11 protein-coding genes are annotated in these 14894 nt (G+C 72.8%); 6 read left to right on the top strand and 5 right to left on the bottom strand.

Features of this window, described 5'->3' with window-relative positions; all coding sequences use genetic code 11:
• Window positions 1-3: 3 nt before the first annotated feature.
• The 3 genes from JW592_RS09600 to JW592_RS09590 all read left to right on the top strand — a co-directional run bounded on the left by JW592_RS09600 (window position 4) and on the right by JW592_RS09590 (window position 3188).
• The gene (locus tag JW592_RS09600) at window positions 4-735 is read left to right on the top strand and encodes a FadR/GntR family transcriptional regulator (protein ID WP_209264517.1); all 732 of its coding nucleotides are present in this window, start codon (window positions 4-6) and stop codon (window positions 733-735) included.
• A gap of 151 nt (window positions 736-886) precedes the next feature.
• Window positions 887-2410 carry an ethanolamine permease gene (gene eat, locus JW592_RS09595; protein WP_229375495.1) on the top strand — a complete coding sequence of 508 codons (1524 nt, stop codon included), beginning with the start codon at window positions 887-889 and terminating at the stop codon, window positions 2408-2410.
• Between the two features lie 61 nt (window positions 2411-2471).
• Complete coding sequence (locus JW592_RS09590) at window positions 2472-3188, top strand: gamma-glutamyl-gamma-aminobutyrate hydrolase family protein (RefSeq protein WP_209264516.1); 717 nt, start codon at window positions 2472-2474, stop codon at window positions 3186-3188.
• On the opposite strand, the gene JW592_RS09585 is transcribed toward JW592_RS09590, so the two are convergent.
• Window positions 3178-4098 (bottom strand): LysR family transcriptional regulator, encoded by a 921-nt coding sequence (locus JW592_RS09585; RefSeq protein WP_209264515.1) that lies wholly within the window; start codon window positions 4096-4098, stop codon window positions 3178-3180. The two genes, JW592_RS09590 and JW592_RS09585, sit on opposite strands and share 11 nt — an antisense overlap.
• Before the next feature lie 70 nt (window positions 4099-4168).
• Between JW592_RS09585 and JW592_RS09580 the strand changes: the two genes are divergently transcribed.
• Complete coding sequence (locus JW592_RS09580) at window positions 4169-5311, top strand: TDT family transporter (RefSeq protein ID WP_209264514.1); 1143 nt, start codon at window positions 4169-4171, stop codon at window positions 5309-5311.
• A 127-nt stretch (window positions 5312-5438) separates the two neighbouring features.
• On the opposite strand, the gene JW592_RS09575 is transcribed toward JW592_RS09580, so the two are convergent.
• On the bottom strand, window positions 5439-7025 hold the full coding sequence (locus tag JW592_RS09575; RefSeq protein WP_209264513.1) for a TROVE domain-containing protein: 1587 nt from the start codon (window positions 7023-7025) through the stop codon (window positions 5439-5441).
• Window positions 7026-7531: 506 nt separating this feature from the next.
• Here JW592_RS09575 and JW592_RS09570 point away from each other — a divergent pair.
• On the top strand, window positions 7532-8437 hold the full coding sequence (locus JW592_RS09570; RefSeq protein WP_209264563.1) for a 5'-3' exonuclease: 906 nt from the start codon (window positions 7532-7534) through the stop codon (window positions 8435-8437).
• Window positions 8438-8509: 72 nt separating this feature from the next.
• Window positions 8510-9367 carry a siderophore-interacting protein gene (locus JW592_RS09565; protein WP_209264512.1) on the top strand — a complete coding sequence of 286 codons (858 nt, stop codon included), beginning with the start codon at window positions 8510-8512 and terminating at the stop codon, window positions 9365-9367.
• Window positions 9368-9418: 51 nt separating this feature from the next.
• Here the strand turns inward: JW592_RS09565 and JW592_RS09560 are convergent, their stop codons facing one another.
• From JW592_RS09560 to tatC, 3 genes are all read right to left on the bottom strand, one after another.
• The gene (locus tag JW592_RS09560; protein WP_307805353.1) at window positions 9419-10633 is read right to left on the bottom strand and encodes a phosphatidylinositol-specific phospholipase C1-like protein; all 1215 of its coding nucleotides are present in this window, start codon (window positions 10631-10633) and stop codon (window positions 9419-9421) included.
• Between the two features lie 261 nt (window positions 10634-10894).
• Window positions 10895-13711 carry a DEAD/DEAH box helicase gene (locus JW592_RS09555; protein WP_209264511.1) on the bottom strand — a complete coding sequence of 939 codons (2817 nt, stop codon included), beginning with the start codon at window positions 13709-13711 and terminating at the stop codon, window positions 10895-10897.
• Window positions 13712-13882: 171 nt separating this feature from the next.
• Entirely contained in the window at window positions 13883-14857 is a 975-nt protein-coding gene (gene tatC / locus JW592_RS09550; RefSeq protein WP_209264510.1) for a twin-arginine translocase subunit TatC, read from the bottom strand.
• Window positions 14858-14894: the final 37 nt, after the last annotated feature.

The following is a 14894-nucleotide window of genomic DNA, read 5'->3' as shown; positions in this document are numbered from 1 at the left end:
TCCATGCCGGAGGACGACAGGCTGGCCACGGTGCTGCGTACCGTACACGCGGGAAACGGGTTCGAAGAGGCGCTGGAGCAGATCCTCCAGATCATCCGGCTGGGCCTGGTGGCCGAGGGCGAACGGCTGCCCGCCGAACGGGAGCTGGCCGAACGCCTCGGCATCAGCCGCGTCACCCTGCGCGAAGTGCTCAAGGTGCTGGCCGAGCAGGGCGTGGTGGCCAGCAGGCGCGGCCGGTACGGCGGCACCTTCGTGCTCCCCCAGCCGGTCACCGGCGAGGCGGAAGGCGCGGCGGGCGGCCGGGTGCGGCTGCCCTCCGGGGCCCCGGATCTGGCGGACACCCTCACCTTCCGCGAGGTCCTGGAGGCGGGCGCCGCCGAACTGTGCGCCGCGCGCGGGCTGTCCGCGGCCGAGGCGGCCCGGCTGCGGGAGGCCCTGGACGCCACTCGCGAGGCGACGCCTGGCGACTACCGCCGACGCGACACGCTGCTGCACCTGACCCTGGTCGAGCTGGCCGGCTCCCCCTCGCTGACCGCGCAGTACGCCGCCGTACGGGCCAGGCTCAACGATCTGCTGAACCGCATTCCGCTGCTGGTGCGGAACCTGGAGCACGCCCAGCAGCAGCACGCGGCGCTGGTGGCGGCCGTACTGGACGGGGACGGCGAGGAGGCCCGCGCCATCGCCCGGGAGCACTGCGCCGGCACGGCCTCGCTGCTGCGGGGGTTCCTGGCGTGAGGCGGAGCGCGGCTGCGGCGCCCGGGATGTCCGGTGCGCCCCGTGGTGCCGCTTGCGGTTACAGCTCCTTCATGCACAAGGGTTGCGCCCGGCCGCCTCCGGCCACAAAGGTATGCCAGCACACCAATGGCTGACGGCGGGAGTGTGTCACATGTCCGAACAGTCCGAGTCCCCGACCCGGGACGGCACCCCGAGCACCCCGGGCGCCTCGAGCACCCCGGGACCCCCGAACATCCCGGGCGCCCGGAGCACCCCGGGCGCCCCGAGTCCGGAAGCGGCGTACCTGGAACGCCGCACACTGCGGCGCGGCAGCGCCGGCCCGCTGCTGCTGACCGGGCTCGGCGTCGCCTACGTCGTCTCCGGTGACTACTCCGGCTGGAACGCCGGCCTGGCCGAGGGCGGCTTCGGCGGCTTGGCCGTTGCGGCAGTGCTGATGGGCCTGATGTACACATGCATGGTCTTCGCACTGGCCGAGCTGTCGGCCATCCTGCCCACGGCGGGCGGCGGCTACGGCTTCGCCCGGCGCGCCCTGGGGCCCTGGGGCGGCTTTCTGACCGGCACCGCCATCCTCATCGAGTACGTCCTCGCGCCGGCGGCCATCGTCTGCTTCATCGGCGACTACATCGAATCCCTGGGCCTGTTCGGACTGGAGTCCGGCTGGCCGGTCTACCTGGCCTGCTTCGCCCTGTTCATCGGCGTCCACCTGTGGGGCGTCGGCGAGGCGCTGCGCTTCTCCCTCATCGTGACCGCCGTCGCCGTCGCCGCGCTGCTGGTCTTCGTCCTCGGCGCCCTCACCGACTTCCACACCAGCGCCCTCGACGACATCCCGGTCGACCACAGCGCGTTCGGCTCCGGCTCCTGGCTGCCGTTCGGCATCCTGGGCATCTGGGCGGCTTTCCCGTTCGGCATGTGGTTCTTCCTCGGCGTCGAGGGCGTACCGCTGGCGGCCGAGGAGACCCGCGACCCCGCCCGTACGCTGCCGAAGGCCATGGCCTGGTCGATGGGCATCCTGCTGCTGCTCGCGCTCCTCACCTTCGTGACCGCGACCGGGGCCCGCGGCTCGGCGGCCATCCAGGACGTCGGCAACCCCCTGGTCGAGGCGCTGCAACCGGACGGCAAGGCGACGGCGCTCTCCCGCGTCGTCAACTACGCGGGCCTGGCGGGTCTGGTCGCCTCGTTCTTCTCCCTCATCTTCGCCGGCTCCCGCCAGCTCTTCGCCCTCTCGCGGGCCGGCTACCTGCCCCGCTTCCTCTCGCTGACCAGCCGCCGCAAGGCCCCCTACCTGGGTCTGCTCCTCCCCGGCGCGCTGGGCTTCGCGCTGGCGGCGGGCAGCGGCGACGGCGCGACGATGCTGAACATCGCCGTCTTCGGCGCCACCATCTCCTACGCGCTGATGTCCCTCTCCCATATCGTGCTGCGCAAGCGCGAGCCGCACCTGGAGCGCCCGTACCGCACCCCGGGCGGCATCCTCACCTCCTCCGTCGCCCTGGTCCTGGCTCTCGCGGCGCTGGTCGCCACCTTCCTGGTCGACAAGCAGGCCGCACTGATCGCTCTCGCGGTCTACGCGGTGGCCGTCGCCTACTTCGCCCTCTACAGCCGCCACCGCCTGGTGGCGGCAGCGCCGGAGGAAGAGTTCGCGGCGCTGGCCAAGGCGGAAGAAGAACTGAAGGGCTGAACCGAAGGGCGGGCGGGAGGCTGCGGGACACCGGCCCGCACTCCCTCCGCGAAGGAGAACCGTGAAACCACCCCTCATCGGCATCACCACCTATCTCGAACCCTCGGCCCGCTGGGGCGACTGGGACCTGCCCGCAGCGCTCCTCCCGGCGGGCTACCACCGCATGGCACAGCGGGCCGGCGCCCGAGCGGTGCTCCTCCCTCCCGACGACGACCCCGCGGCGGCGGCCGAGACCCTCTCCCGCCTCGACGCCTTGGTCACAGCTGGCGGCCCCGACATCGATCCGGCCCGCTACGGCGCCGACCGCGACCCGCGTACCGGCCCGGCCTACCCGGAACGGGACGCCTGGGAGCTGGCCCTCACCCGCGAGGCGCTGGCCCGGCGGGTGCCGCTCCTGGCTGTGTGCCGGGGCATGCAGCTGCTCAACGTCGCACTGGGCGGCACCCTCGTTCAGCACATGGCCGCCGCGGAGGCGCATCGCGGGCCGCGCGGCGTCTTCACCCCGCACGACGTCTCCCCCGTCCCGGGCACCCTGCTCGCCAAGGTGCTGGGCCACGAGGCGGCCGTCCCGGTTCCGACGTACCACCACCAGGCGGTGGACACCCTGGGCGAGGGCCTCGTCGCCACGGCGCACGCCACGCACGACGGCACCGTCGAAGCCCTCGAACTCGTGGACGCCTCCCACTTCGTGCTCGGCGTCCAATGGCACCCGGAGGCAGGTGAGGACCTGCGGCTGATGCAGGCCCTGGCCGACGCGGCAGCGGCCCTCAGCGGGTGAGGGCCAGGAGCTGACGTGCGGGCCCGGCAGGTCTGGCTCCGTGGGGCCAGACCGCACGCAGCGCGCGGCCGAGTTCCTCTCCGGCGACCGGCACCTCGGCCAGCCGCCGCGCTGCCAGCTCCTCGCCCACGGCCAGTTCGCTGAGCACGGCCGGGCCCGCGCCGCTGACGGCTGCGGCCTTGACGGCCGTGGTTGAGGCAAGTTCCAGCAGCGGTGGCGCCAGCCCGCCATGTGCGGCCAGCGCGGCGTCCAGGACCTGCCGCGTGCCGGAGCCCGGCTCGCGCAGCACCAGCCCGGTGTCGGCCAGCTCGGCGAGACCGACCGGCTCGCGGCGCCGGGTCCACGGGTGGCCGGGGGCCGCGACGACGAGCAGTCGGTCACGGGCGATGACGGTGCCGTCCAGTCCCGCCGGTACGCCGAGACCCTCCACGAATCCCAGGTCGGCCTCGGTGTCCAGCACCATCCGGGCGACGGCCGCGCTGTTGCCCGCGCGCAGCGAGACGGCGGTGCCCGGCAGCTCGGTGCGCAGCGCGATCAGCCAGCCGGGCAGGAGGTACTCGGCGATGGTCATGGAGGCCGCGACGGTCAGCCGCGAGTCGCGCCGGTCGCGCAGCGCGCCGACGCCCGCGTCGAAGGACTCGGCGGACTCCACGATGCGCCGCGCCCAGTCGGTGACCAGCACACCGGACGCCGTCAGCCGCGAGCCGCGCGGTGAGCGCTCCAGCAGGGTGACGCCCAGCATCCGTTCCATGGCGCGGACCCGGCCGCTGGCGGCGGGCTGGCTGATGCCTGTCGCGCGGGCCGCGCGGCCCAGGCTGCCGAGCCGGGCGACGGCCAGCAGCAGCTCCAGCGCGCCCAGATCCGGCACCCGGTGTGCCAGACCGCCCGGCACCCCCTCCGTCTCACTCATAGGCCCAGCTTATGTCCCCATAGGGAGGTGCTCTCTGGCGGCGGAGTCCGGCCCCAGGGAGCGTGAGGGCATGACCACGCCCGCCGTACGCGCCACCTCCGCCGTGCGCGCCACCTCCGCCGTGCGCGCCCCCTCCGCCGTACGTGCCACCCCCGGACCCGCCGCCTCCGGCTCACGCGCCCCTGCCCGGCTGCGCGCGCTGGGCCCGAACTGGTACGCGGCGGTGATGGGTACCGCCATCGTCCCCGCCGCCGGCACCGTGGTGCCCGTACGTCCGCCGCACGCCGTGCTGACGGGCGTATGGGGGCTGGCGGCGACGGGGCTGCTGGTGCTGCTGGTGGCCCGCGCCGGGCACTGGCTGCGCCACCGGGACCGGGCCCGCGCCCAGTTGCTCGACCCGGTGGAGGCGCCGGCCTCCGCCCCGTTCCACGGCTGTACGGCGATGGCGCTGCTGGCCGTCGGCGGCGCGGCACTGGCGCTCCGGATACCGGGCGCCGTCGGCATCGACGCGGCGCTGTGGACAGCCGGTACGGCCGTGGGCCTTGTGGCGGCGGTGGGCGTGCCGTATCTGATGATCACCCGGTATGAGGTGCGGCCGCAGGACGCCGGGCCGGTGTGGCTGCTGCCGGTGGTGGCGCCGATGGTCTCGGCGGCGCTCGGTCCGCCACTGGCGGCGCACCTTCCCGCGGGGCAGCCGAGAGCGACGATGCTGTTGGGCTCCCTCGCGCTCTTCGGGATGAGCCTGCTGGCGACCCTGCTCGTCCTGCCGCTGGTCTTCGCGCGGCTCCTGCTCCACGGCCCGCTGCCGGTCCCGGCGACTCCCCTGCTCTTCCTGGTCCTCGGCCCGTTGGGGCAGTCCACGACGGCGCTGGGCAACCTCGCCGACGCCGAGCCCGGCTCGTACGGTGCGCTGTCGGTGCTGTACGGCGTGCCGGTGCTGGGCTTCGCGCTGCTGTGGCTGGCGCTGTCCGGAGCGCTGGTGGTGCGGGCCGCGCGGCGGGGCATGGGTTTCTCGCCGGCCTGGTGGGCCTTCACCTTCCCCGTCGGCACCTGTGTGACGGGAGCCGCGGCGCTGTGGCGGCACACCGGCGCCGAGGTGTTCGGTTGGCTGGCGACGGGGCTCTACGTCCTGCTCGTCGCCGCTTGGGCCACGGCCGCCGTACGGACTCTGGGCGGGCTGTTCAGTGGAGCGCTGCCCGCAGCGCCGCGCTGAGAACGCCGGACGGAACCGCGCCAGGAATTCCGCGTCTGGCGGGACGAGGTGCTGCCGGCGTTTCCTTCGGGCTGACGCCTCAGGCCGGGCGGCCGTGGGGCCCGCGACAGGGCGGGGCCCCACGGTGCTACGTGCGGCTCTCCCAGGGCCATCCGACGGCGCTCTCGCCCTCGCTCAGCAGCGCCATCATGGTGAACAGCTTGTCGGAGAAGCCACCGATCTCGAACCGGTTGGGCCGCGAGGTGTCCAGCGCGGCCGGTGCGTAGCCCGAGGTGTTGACGCCGAACACCGGCACGGAGTCCGGCACCGCCTCGGAGACGGAGACGCCGCGCGCGTCACTGCCCGGGTAGTGGAACGCCTGCATGTCCGAGACGATCACGACCCGGTCGTGTCCGTCGTAGGTCGCCCGCAGCGCGGCCACCGTCTCCGTGCCGTAGCCGACCTCCCCCAGCCGGGAGCGGAACGCCTCGACGGCCGGGAGCACCGAGCCGCCCCGGGGCAGCTCGTGCCGGAAGTGCCCGCTGGCGAACCCGTACATCTCCACCTGCTCACCGCGGTGGGCGAGCGTGGCGCCGAACAGGGCGCCGACGTCCGCGTGCGAGACGGTCGAGCGCGCCGAGACCGAGCCCTGCATGGAGCCCGAGGAGTCGACCAGCAGCAGCGTACGGCCGGGCAGCGACGGCACGTTCGCGGTGGAGTGGGCGAGTGCCTGCTCCAGCGCGTGCGCCCAGCGCAGCGACGGCGCGGCACGGTAGGCGGACAGGAAGCGGTACGGGAACTGCCGGGAGCGGGCGATCTGCTCCGGGTCCCGCAGCCGGTCGACGACCTGCTGCGCCGCCTCGTCCGAGACGCCGGCGCGGTCGAAGTTGCGCAGGTTGCGCAGCTGGGCCATCAGCCCCATCGAGGGCAGCACGGCCTCCCACGCCGCCGCGTCCATCGGCCCCTGGAGCCAGCCCGCCAGCGCCTCCCACGTCATACCGGCGCGGGCGAGGACGGCGGGGCCGTCGGGCTGGGTGGGCACGAACTGCCGGTCGACGGCGGGTACGGCCATCAGCTCGGCGCGCGCCGCCACCGTCGGCAGTGCCTCCGGGACCGGCGCTCCGCGGCCGTGCCTGCGGTCGATGGCGTGCCGGAACAGCTCGCCCTGCCACGGCTTGTCCGGGTCCGGGGCCGCGTGGATCAGCTCCAGCACGTCACCGAACCGGAAGGCGTGGCTGTCCGTGTCGTACTTCAGCAGCGCCTTCTCGGTGTACAGGCGGCGCACCGCGTCGCCGAGGCCCCGCTTGACGGGCTTGGGCACGGCGCGGCCGAACGTGGCGGTCCAGAAGGCGAGGAACTCGCCCGGCTCGTCGGCGCGCCGGCAGGCGGCGGCCACGATCCGGCGGTTGTCCCCGTGCTCGCCCTCGGCCAGCCGTGCCCAGACGGCGTGCGCGGCGGCGACCAGCGAGGCGGAGCGCATCTGCGCCTCGTCACGCAGCCACGCCACGAAACGGGCCGTCCAGGCGCCGTCCTCGACGGCGACGGTGTGCACGAGGTCCGCGTAGCGGTTGTCGCGGTCGGCGGCCGACTCGTAGAAGGTGTCCTCACCCACCATGTTGACCACGGCGAGCAGGACCAGCTCGGACTTGGCGTCCCGTACGTGGGCCTTGCCGCCCTCGTGGGTGACGGTCAGCGCGTTGCGGGCATGCGTGTGCTGCTTGTTGAACTTGCTCATGATTCCCCCGAATTGTCTGCACAGTGAGCGGAACGGCATACGACTCGGGGAGGGCTCGACAAAGCGGCGTGCGGCATTCCGGAAGCGCCCGAGGACAGAGACGGACGACGGGCCGGTTCAAGGAGAGTGAAGTAACCGTCGTCCACGCACCGGGCGCTCCGGTGCGTGCCGAGCACGCCTCCCGAGATCGATGCGACGACGGGTTTTCAGGATTCGAACCTGTTTCCACCAAAGAAGTAACCGTCGCCTGCGCACCGGGAGGTGCGTTCGTTCACGTCTACGACGGTAGAGGCCGCCCGGCGGCGCGTCACACGAATTTCCGCGGCGCGCCGCCTGCCGCCCGGCCCCCGCGATACGCATTCCGCCGCTCCGCGCTCCGCGCTGCGCGCGTGCCCGCCGGGGGCGTTCTGTCAGTGCGGTACGGCATCATCGTCCCCGTGACCATCACCCCATCTGACGCAGCCGACGCGGCGAGCACGGCCGAGGCCCCAGGCGGCGGCCGGCTGATGCTCCTGGACACCGCCTCGCTCTACTTCCGCGCGTATTTCGGCGTTCCGGAGACCGTCCGGGCGCCGGACGGCACGCCCGTCAACGCCGTGCGCGGACTGCTCGACTTCATCGCCCGGCTCGTCCAGGACCACCGCCCCACGGCGCTGGCCGCCTGCATGGACGCAGACTGGCGCCCGCAGTGGCGAGTGGAGCTGATCCCCTCCTACAAGGCGCACCGAGTGGCCGAAGAGGTCCCCGGCGGCCCTGACGAGGAGGAGACACCCGACGCCCTCGGGCCGCAGATCCCGGTGATCGAGCAGGTGCTCGACGCCATCGGGCTGGCCCGGCTGGGCGCCGAGGGGTACGAGGCGGACGATGTGATCGGCACCCTCGCCACCCGCGCCACCTCCCCCGTGGACGTGGTCACCGGCGACCGCGACCTGTTCCAGCTGATCGACGACGCGCGCGGCGTGCGGGTGCTCTACCCCGTCAAGGGCGTCGGCAGCCTGGACGCCTACGACGCCGCGGCACTGCGCGCCAAGTACGGAGTGGACGGGGCCGGGTACGCCGACCTGGCCGTACTGCGCGGTGACCCCAGCGACGGCCTGCCAGGAGTGCGCGGCGTCGGCGAGAAGACGGCCGCCAAGCTGCTGGCCCAGTACGGCGACCTGGCCGGCATCCGCGCGGCGGCCGCCGACCCGGTCTCCCGGCTCACGCCCGCCCAGCGCACCAAGTTCAAGGAGGCCGCCGCCTACCTGGACGTCGCCCCGACGGTGGTGCGGGTCGCCCGGGATGTCTCCCTCCCCGAGGTGGATCTCACCCTGCCCCGGGCCCCGCGCGACCCGGCGCTCCTGGAGGAACTGGCCGGGCGCTGGGGGCTGGGCGGCTCCCTGCGGCGGCTGCTGGAGGCGCTGGAGGGCTGATCTTCCCGGTCTCCCGAACAACAGTCTGTTAGCTTAGGTATACCTAAGTTGCTCTGTGTCCAGGGAGGCCCTGTGCCCGAACGTCCGGCCCGTCCGGCCCGCAACGCACCACAGCTCCACCACGCGCGCGTGGTCCGCACCGAGCAGCTGACGCCGCACATGGTGCGCGTCGTCCTCGGCGGCGAGTCCCTCGCGGGCTTCCCGGCCGGTGACTGCACCGACCACTACGTCAAGCTGCTCTTCCCGGCCCCGGGCGTGCGCTACCCGGAGCCGTTCGACATCGCCCGGATACGCGCCGAGCTGCCGCGCGCACAGTGGCCCTCGATGCGCACCTACACCGTGCGCGCCTGGGACCCCGACGCGCTGGAGCTGGCCCTCGACTTCGTCGTCCACGGCGACGAGGGGCTGGCCGGGCCCTGGGCCCGCTCGGCACGGGTGGGGGATCAGGTGCGCTTCCTGGGCCCCGGCGGTGCCTACGCGCCGAGCCCGGAAGCCGACTGGCATCTGCTGGCCGGCGACGAGAGCGCGCTTCCGGCCATCGCGGCCTCCCTGTCCCGGGTACCGGCCGGAGCGCCGGTGCGGGCGCTCATCGAGGTCGCGGGGCCCGAGGAGGAGCAGCCGCTGGACGCGCCGCCCGGGGCCCAGGTCCGCTGGCTGCACCGGGGCGCTGCGCCGGTGGGCGAGCGTCTGGTCGCCGCCGTCCGCGCGCTGGAGTTCCCTCCCGGGCAGGTGCACGCCTTCGTCCACGGCGAGGCGAACTTCGTCAAGGAGCTGCGCGGCCATCTGCGGCTGGAGCGGGGCATCACACGTGAGCAGCTGTCCATCTCCGGCTACTGGCGGCTCGGCGCCGACGAGGACGGCTGGCAGGCGTCGAAGAAGGAGTGGAACGCCCGCGTCGAGGCGGAGCAGGAGCACCAGCCGGCCGCCTGAGTGCCATCGCCCCGCCGGCCCCAGGGACGGGCAGGCGGGGCGAGGCAGGGATCAGCGCGGCTCCAGCGGACTCCGCGGGCAGTGCCGGGGGCCCGTCACGGGATTGCACCGTACGGCCCGGTCCCGGCCCCCCGGCAGCTCGGCGACGTAGTCGGAGCCGTACCGGGCCGCCAGGCCGGGCACCGGGAAGTCGGTGCTCACCATCTGCGCCCCGGAGGAGAGCGCATCGCGCAGCATCCCGGTGTCCCCGCTGCGCGCCTGGTCCAGCGGCACGTCGGAGCGGGTACGGACTAAGAACCCGCGCCGCACCAGGTCGCGGATGACGGCCTTGTTGGCCCCGGTCGGGTCGTTGACCTTCATGAACGCCGCGTCGGGCCGCCCCGGCTCGGAGTCGGTGAACAGCACCCGGCCCTGCAGGCTCTCGCGGCCGCCGGCGCGGTAGGCGTCCTGGATCTCCTGACCGTCGTTGTCCATGAAGAACATCACCTGGCCCCGGGTGTCACGCACCTTCGGCCACCCGTGCCTCAGTACCGACTCCTCCAGGGTGCGGCCGGGGCGCCGGATGTCGTCCGGGGTGACCGTCTCGTCGTCGGGGAAGACCGACCGGATCTCCTTGTCCAGCGCGTCGAGCATCGCGGTGTCCCACGGCGGGCTCTTGGCACCGCCCTGCTCCTCCAGCCGCGCATCGGTCTGCTTCAGCTCCAGCAGGATCGGCACGGCCACATGTCCGGGCCGGCGCTCGGACCACTTCTTGACCTGGCGCAGACAGCTTCGCAGCGTCACACAGGTCGAGCGGTAGTCGAAGTCCGCCCAGTGCAGCACCTTGAAGCCGGGCTTCTTCAGTTCGGGCTCGTCGAGCGGAGGCAGCCCGGCGCGCTTGCGCAGCAGCGGGTCGGCGTAGAGCCCGCCCTCGGGGTCGGGGAAGACGTCCAGCTCGATGCCCCGTGCGCGCTGGCGCTCGAACTGTACGGGGAGTGTGGAGTGGCTGTAGAGCAGCGTCTGCCAGTTGGGGTCGTACCGGGACATCAGGTTCTGCTCGGCCAACGAGGTGGTCTCACGGTGGTAGCTGTTGTGCGTGGCCATCGCCTGGAGCTGGGTCAGCCGCAGATTCCCGGCCGGGTCCCGGTGCCCGCCTCGTCCGGCGGCGGTGTCCGGCTGGGCCGTGGCTGAGGTGACGGAGAGCGCCGCGAGTGCGGCGACGGCGGTCACGGCGCAGGCCCAACGGCGGATCAGGGATCTGGCTCGGCTGGTTGTGCTCGTACGCACTTGGCCCCCTGTCGAGTACGGGATACGCGCGGGTGGCGCGCGCCACGGAAGACTGCCGGGCCCCTACAACCTCTCGGTGCCCGGCAGTTGACGCACGCCTGAACATCCCGCCCCGCGCGACGGCCGTCAACACCGCCCGCTCCGGCCGCGCCGCGGCTCTCACGACCTTGGCGAAGAACTCCCTCAGGTCCACCGCCATCGCCTCCGGCTGATCCATGGCCGCGAGCCAGGCCGGCGCTCCGGCGGGCGAGTGGCCACCCGTCACCCGACGCTGGAGTACGCCACCACGCCCCGCAGCATGCCGTCGATCGCCCTGCGGGCATTCCTCGGCACCGTACCGGCCTCCGGCGCGGCAGCCGCCAACTGTCCGAGGACATCGATGACTTGCTTGCACCAGCGCACGAAGTCACCGGCGGGCATGTCGGCCTCGCGCAGCACCTCGTCCAGGCCGTGGCCGTCCGCCCAGCGGTAGGCGGCCCAGGCGAAGCCCAGATCGGGCTCGCGCTGGCCGACGCCCTCGGTCGCGGTGATGCGGTGCTCCTCCTCCAGCGCGTCCAGCCGTCCCCAGATCCGCACCATCTCGCCGAGCGCAGCGCGCGCCCGGCCGCCCGGCAGCTTGGGGGGCAGCGCCTCGTCGTTGCTGCGGGCCTCGAAGACCAGCGCCGAGACACACGCGGCCAGCTCGGCGGGCGGCAGGCCCTCCCAGACACCCTCGCGCAGGCACTCCGAGGCCAGCAGATCCAGCTCGCCGTAGAGCCTGGCCAGCACCCGGCCGTCGTCGGTGACGTGGTCGCCCGAGAGATAGCCGAGCTCCGAGAGGAGCGCGTAGACCCGGTCGAAGGTGCGGGCGATCGTGTTCGTCCGGCCCTCGATGCGCCGCTCCAGCTGCCGGGTGTCCCGCTTGAGCCGGTGGTAGCGCTCCGCCCAGCGGGCGTGGTCCTCGCGCTCGTCACAACCGTGGCAGGGATGCTGCCGGATGGCCTTGCGCAGCTGCTCGATCTCGGGGTCGTCCGCGGCGGCCGAGCGCTGCTTGCGGTGCCGCTCGGGCGCGTAGTGGCCCGCCTTGCTGCGCAGCGCCGAGGCCAGATCGCGGCGGGACTGGGGGCTGCGCGCGTTGAACGACTTGGGGATGCGCATCCGGTCCAGCGGCTCGACCGGCACCGGGAAGTCGATCGGCCCCAGCCGCTTGACCTGCCGCTGCGCCGTCAGCACCAGCGGCCGCGGTCCCTCGTTGCCCGTCGATCCGTCGTAGCCCCGGCGGGCGCCGGACCCGCGGCCGCCCGCCACGCCCGGGTCCAGCACCAGCGCCAGCCCCGCGTACTTACCGGTGGGCACGTGGATGATGTCGCCGGGCTTGAGCTTCTCCAGCGCTGCCGCCGCCTGCGCGCGCCGCTGGTTGGCGCCCTGCTTGGCCAGCTCCGTCTCACGTTCCTTGAGCTGTCTGCGCAGCCGCGCGTACTCCTCGAAGTCCCCCAGGTGGCAGGTCATGGAGGCGCGATAGCCCGCCATGCCCTCCTCGTTCTTCTGCACCTGCCGGGAGATGCCGACCACCGAGCGGTCGGCCTGGAACTGCGCGAAGGACGTCTCCAGCAGTTCGCGCGAGCGGTGCCTGCCGAACTGCGAGACGAGGTTGACCGCCATGTTGTACGACGGCTTGAACGAGGAGCGCAGCGGATAGGTGCGGGCACCGGCCAGGCCCGCGAGCGCGCCCGGGTCCATGCCGCGCTGCCACAGCACCACGGCATGGCCCTCGATGTCGATGCCGCGCCGCCCCGCGCGCCCCGTGAGCTGGGTGAACTCGCCCGGGGTGATGTCGGCGTGCTGCTCGCCGTTCCATTTGACGAGCTTCTCCAGCACCACCGAGCGAGCCGGCATGTTGATACCGAGAGCCAGCGTCTCCGTGGCGAAGACGGCCTTGACCAGACCGCGCACGAACAGCTCTTCGACCACCTCCTTGAAGGTGGGCAGCATGCCCGCGTGGTGCGCCGCGATCCCCCGCTCCAGCCCCTCCAGCCACTCGAAGTAGCCCAGGACGTGCAGATCCTTGTCGGGGATGTCGGCGGTGCGCTCCTCGACGATCTCCCGGACCCGGGCCCGGGCCGCGTTGTCGTTGAGCCGCAGGCCCGAGTAGAGGCACTGCTGGACGGCGGCCTCACAGCCGGCGCGGCTGAAGATGAAGGTGATGGCCGGAAGCAGCCCCTCCGAGTCCAGCCGGTCGATCACCTCGGGCCGGCTGGGCGTCCAGATGCGGGCCCGCTGGCGGCGCTCCCGCTCGCGGTCGGCCTCCCGCTGGGGGCGTCCCCGGCGCCGGTCCCGCCCGTTGCCGACCCGGCTGTTCTCCATCCGGGCCATCCGCACCAGGTCCGGGTTGACCTCGCGCTTGTCGCCGGACTCCTCGAACAGGTCGTACATCCGCCGGCCGGCCAGCACGTGCTGCCACAGCGGCACCGGACGGTCCTCGGAGACGATCACCTGGGTGTCGCCACGCACCGTGTCCAGCCAGTCGCCGAACTCCTCGGCGTTGGAGACGGTGGCCGAGAGCGAGACGATGGTGACCGACTCGGGAAGATGGATGATCACCTCTTCCCAGACGGCGCCCCGGAACCGGTCCGAGAGGTAGTGGACCTCGTCCATGACGACATAGCCCAGGCCCAGCAGCGACTTCGAGCCGGCGTAGAGCATGTTCCGCAGCACCTCGGTCGTCATCACGACGATGGGCGCCTCGGAGTTGACGCTGTTGTCGCCGGTCAGCAGGCCGACCTTGGCGGGGCCGTACCGCTTGACCAGATCGCTGAACTTCTGGTTCGACAGCGCCTTGATGGGCGTCGTGTAGAAGCACTTGCGGCCCTGGCTGAGGGCCAGGTGGACGGCGAACTCGCCCACGATGGTCTTTCCGGAGCCGGTCGGCGCCGCGACCAGCACACCCTTTCCTGCTTCGAGGGCTTGGCACGCCTCGATCTGGAAGCGATCCAGCTCGAAGTCGTACAGGTCTCGGAAGGGCGCGAGAGCGGTGGCCTGATCGGCGGCACGCCTGCGCGCCGCCGCGTACCGCTCCGCGGGGGACAGATCCTCGGTCATCGTGTCTACGAGCGTACCGGTCACCACCGACAGAACTCACGATCTTTACCCGACCATGAGGCGAACCCCGTGGTCAGAGCCGCTCACAGCGGCGAGCGGCAGGCCGCGGCCGCGGCCGCGCCTGGCTCCTGCCGGGCCCCAGGCCGGGGCCGGCGGCGCGGTCCGGCCGGCTCAGGTGGCGTCGTCGTAGCCGTTCGGCCGCTGCGAGCCACCCGAGCCGCCGTCCGGCGAGCCGCCTTCCGCGTCGGGGCGCTGACCCGGCACGGACTCGGCGGCGCCCACCGCCTCCGGGGTGTGGTCGAGCGGCGACGCCTCGTCGTCGTCCAACCCGGCGTAGGGACTGCTGCGGCTGCGGCGGCGGTCGTTGAAGAGGCTGATGCCCACGGCGGCGAAGTAGAGCAGCACGATGGGGGCCGCGAGCGCGCACATCGTCAGCGGGTCACCGGTGGGGGTCGCGACGGCGGCGAAGACGGTGATGCCGATGACCATCCCGCGCCACCAGCCCAGCAGCCGCTTGCCCGTCAGCACACCGCCGAAGTTGAGCAGCACGAGCAGCAGGGGCAGCTCGAAGGCGAGGCCGAAGACGATCACCAGTCGGGTGACGATGTCGAGGAAGTCGTCCAGCGGGATGAGGTTGCCCGCACCGTCCGGGGAGAAGTCCAGCAGCGTCTTGGCGGCCTTCGGCAGCAGCACATAGGCCAGGAAGGCGCCCGCCAGGAACAGCGGGACGCCCGCCGCGACGAAGGAGCGCGCGTACCGCTTCTCGTGCTTGTGCAGGCCGGGGGCGAGGAAGCCCCACAGCTGGTAGAGCCAGACCGGGGAGGCGATGACGACGCCGGTGGTCAGCGCCACCTTCAGCATGATCGTGAACGGCGCGATCAGGCCGTTGATGGTGATCTCGGCGCAGGTCTCGCCGTCCTTGGCGGCCTCGCCGAAGCCCTTGGTGCAGCCGACCGACTCCCGCACCGGGTGCATCAGGAAGTCGGCGATCTGCTTGTAGTAGACCATCGCCACGATGGTGACGACGAGGATCGCCAGCACCGACTTCATCAAGCGGTTGCGCAACTCCCGCAGGTGGTCCGCGAGAGGCATCCGCCCCTCGGGGTCCTTCTGCTGTCTATCCTGCTTCCGGGCCGACTTGAGCAACCCTCGTCCTCAGTCTCGAAGTGTCGGATACGGCTGG

Source organism: Streptomyces spirodelae (genome assembly GCF_017676385.1).
GTDB classification, from domain to species: Bacteria; Actinomycetota; Actinomycetes; order Streptomycetales; family Streptomycetaceae; genus Streptomyces; species Streptomyces spirodelae.
This window is presented reverse-complemented; position numbering and strand designations above follow the sequence as displayed.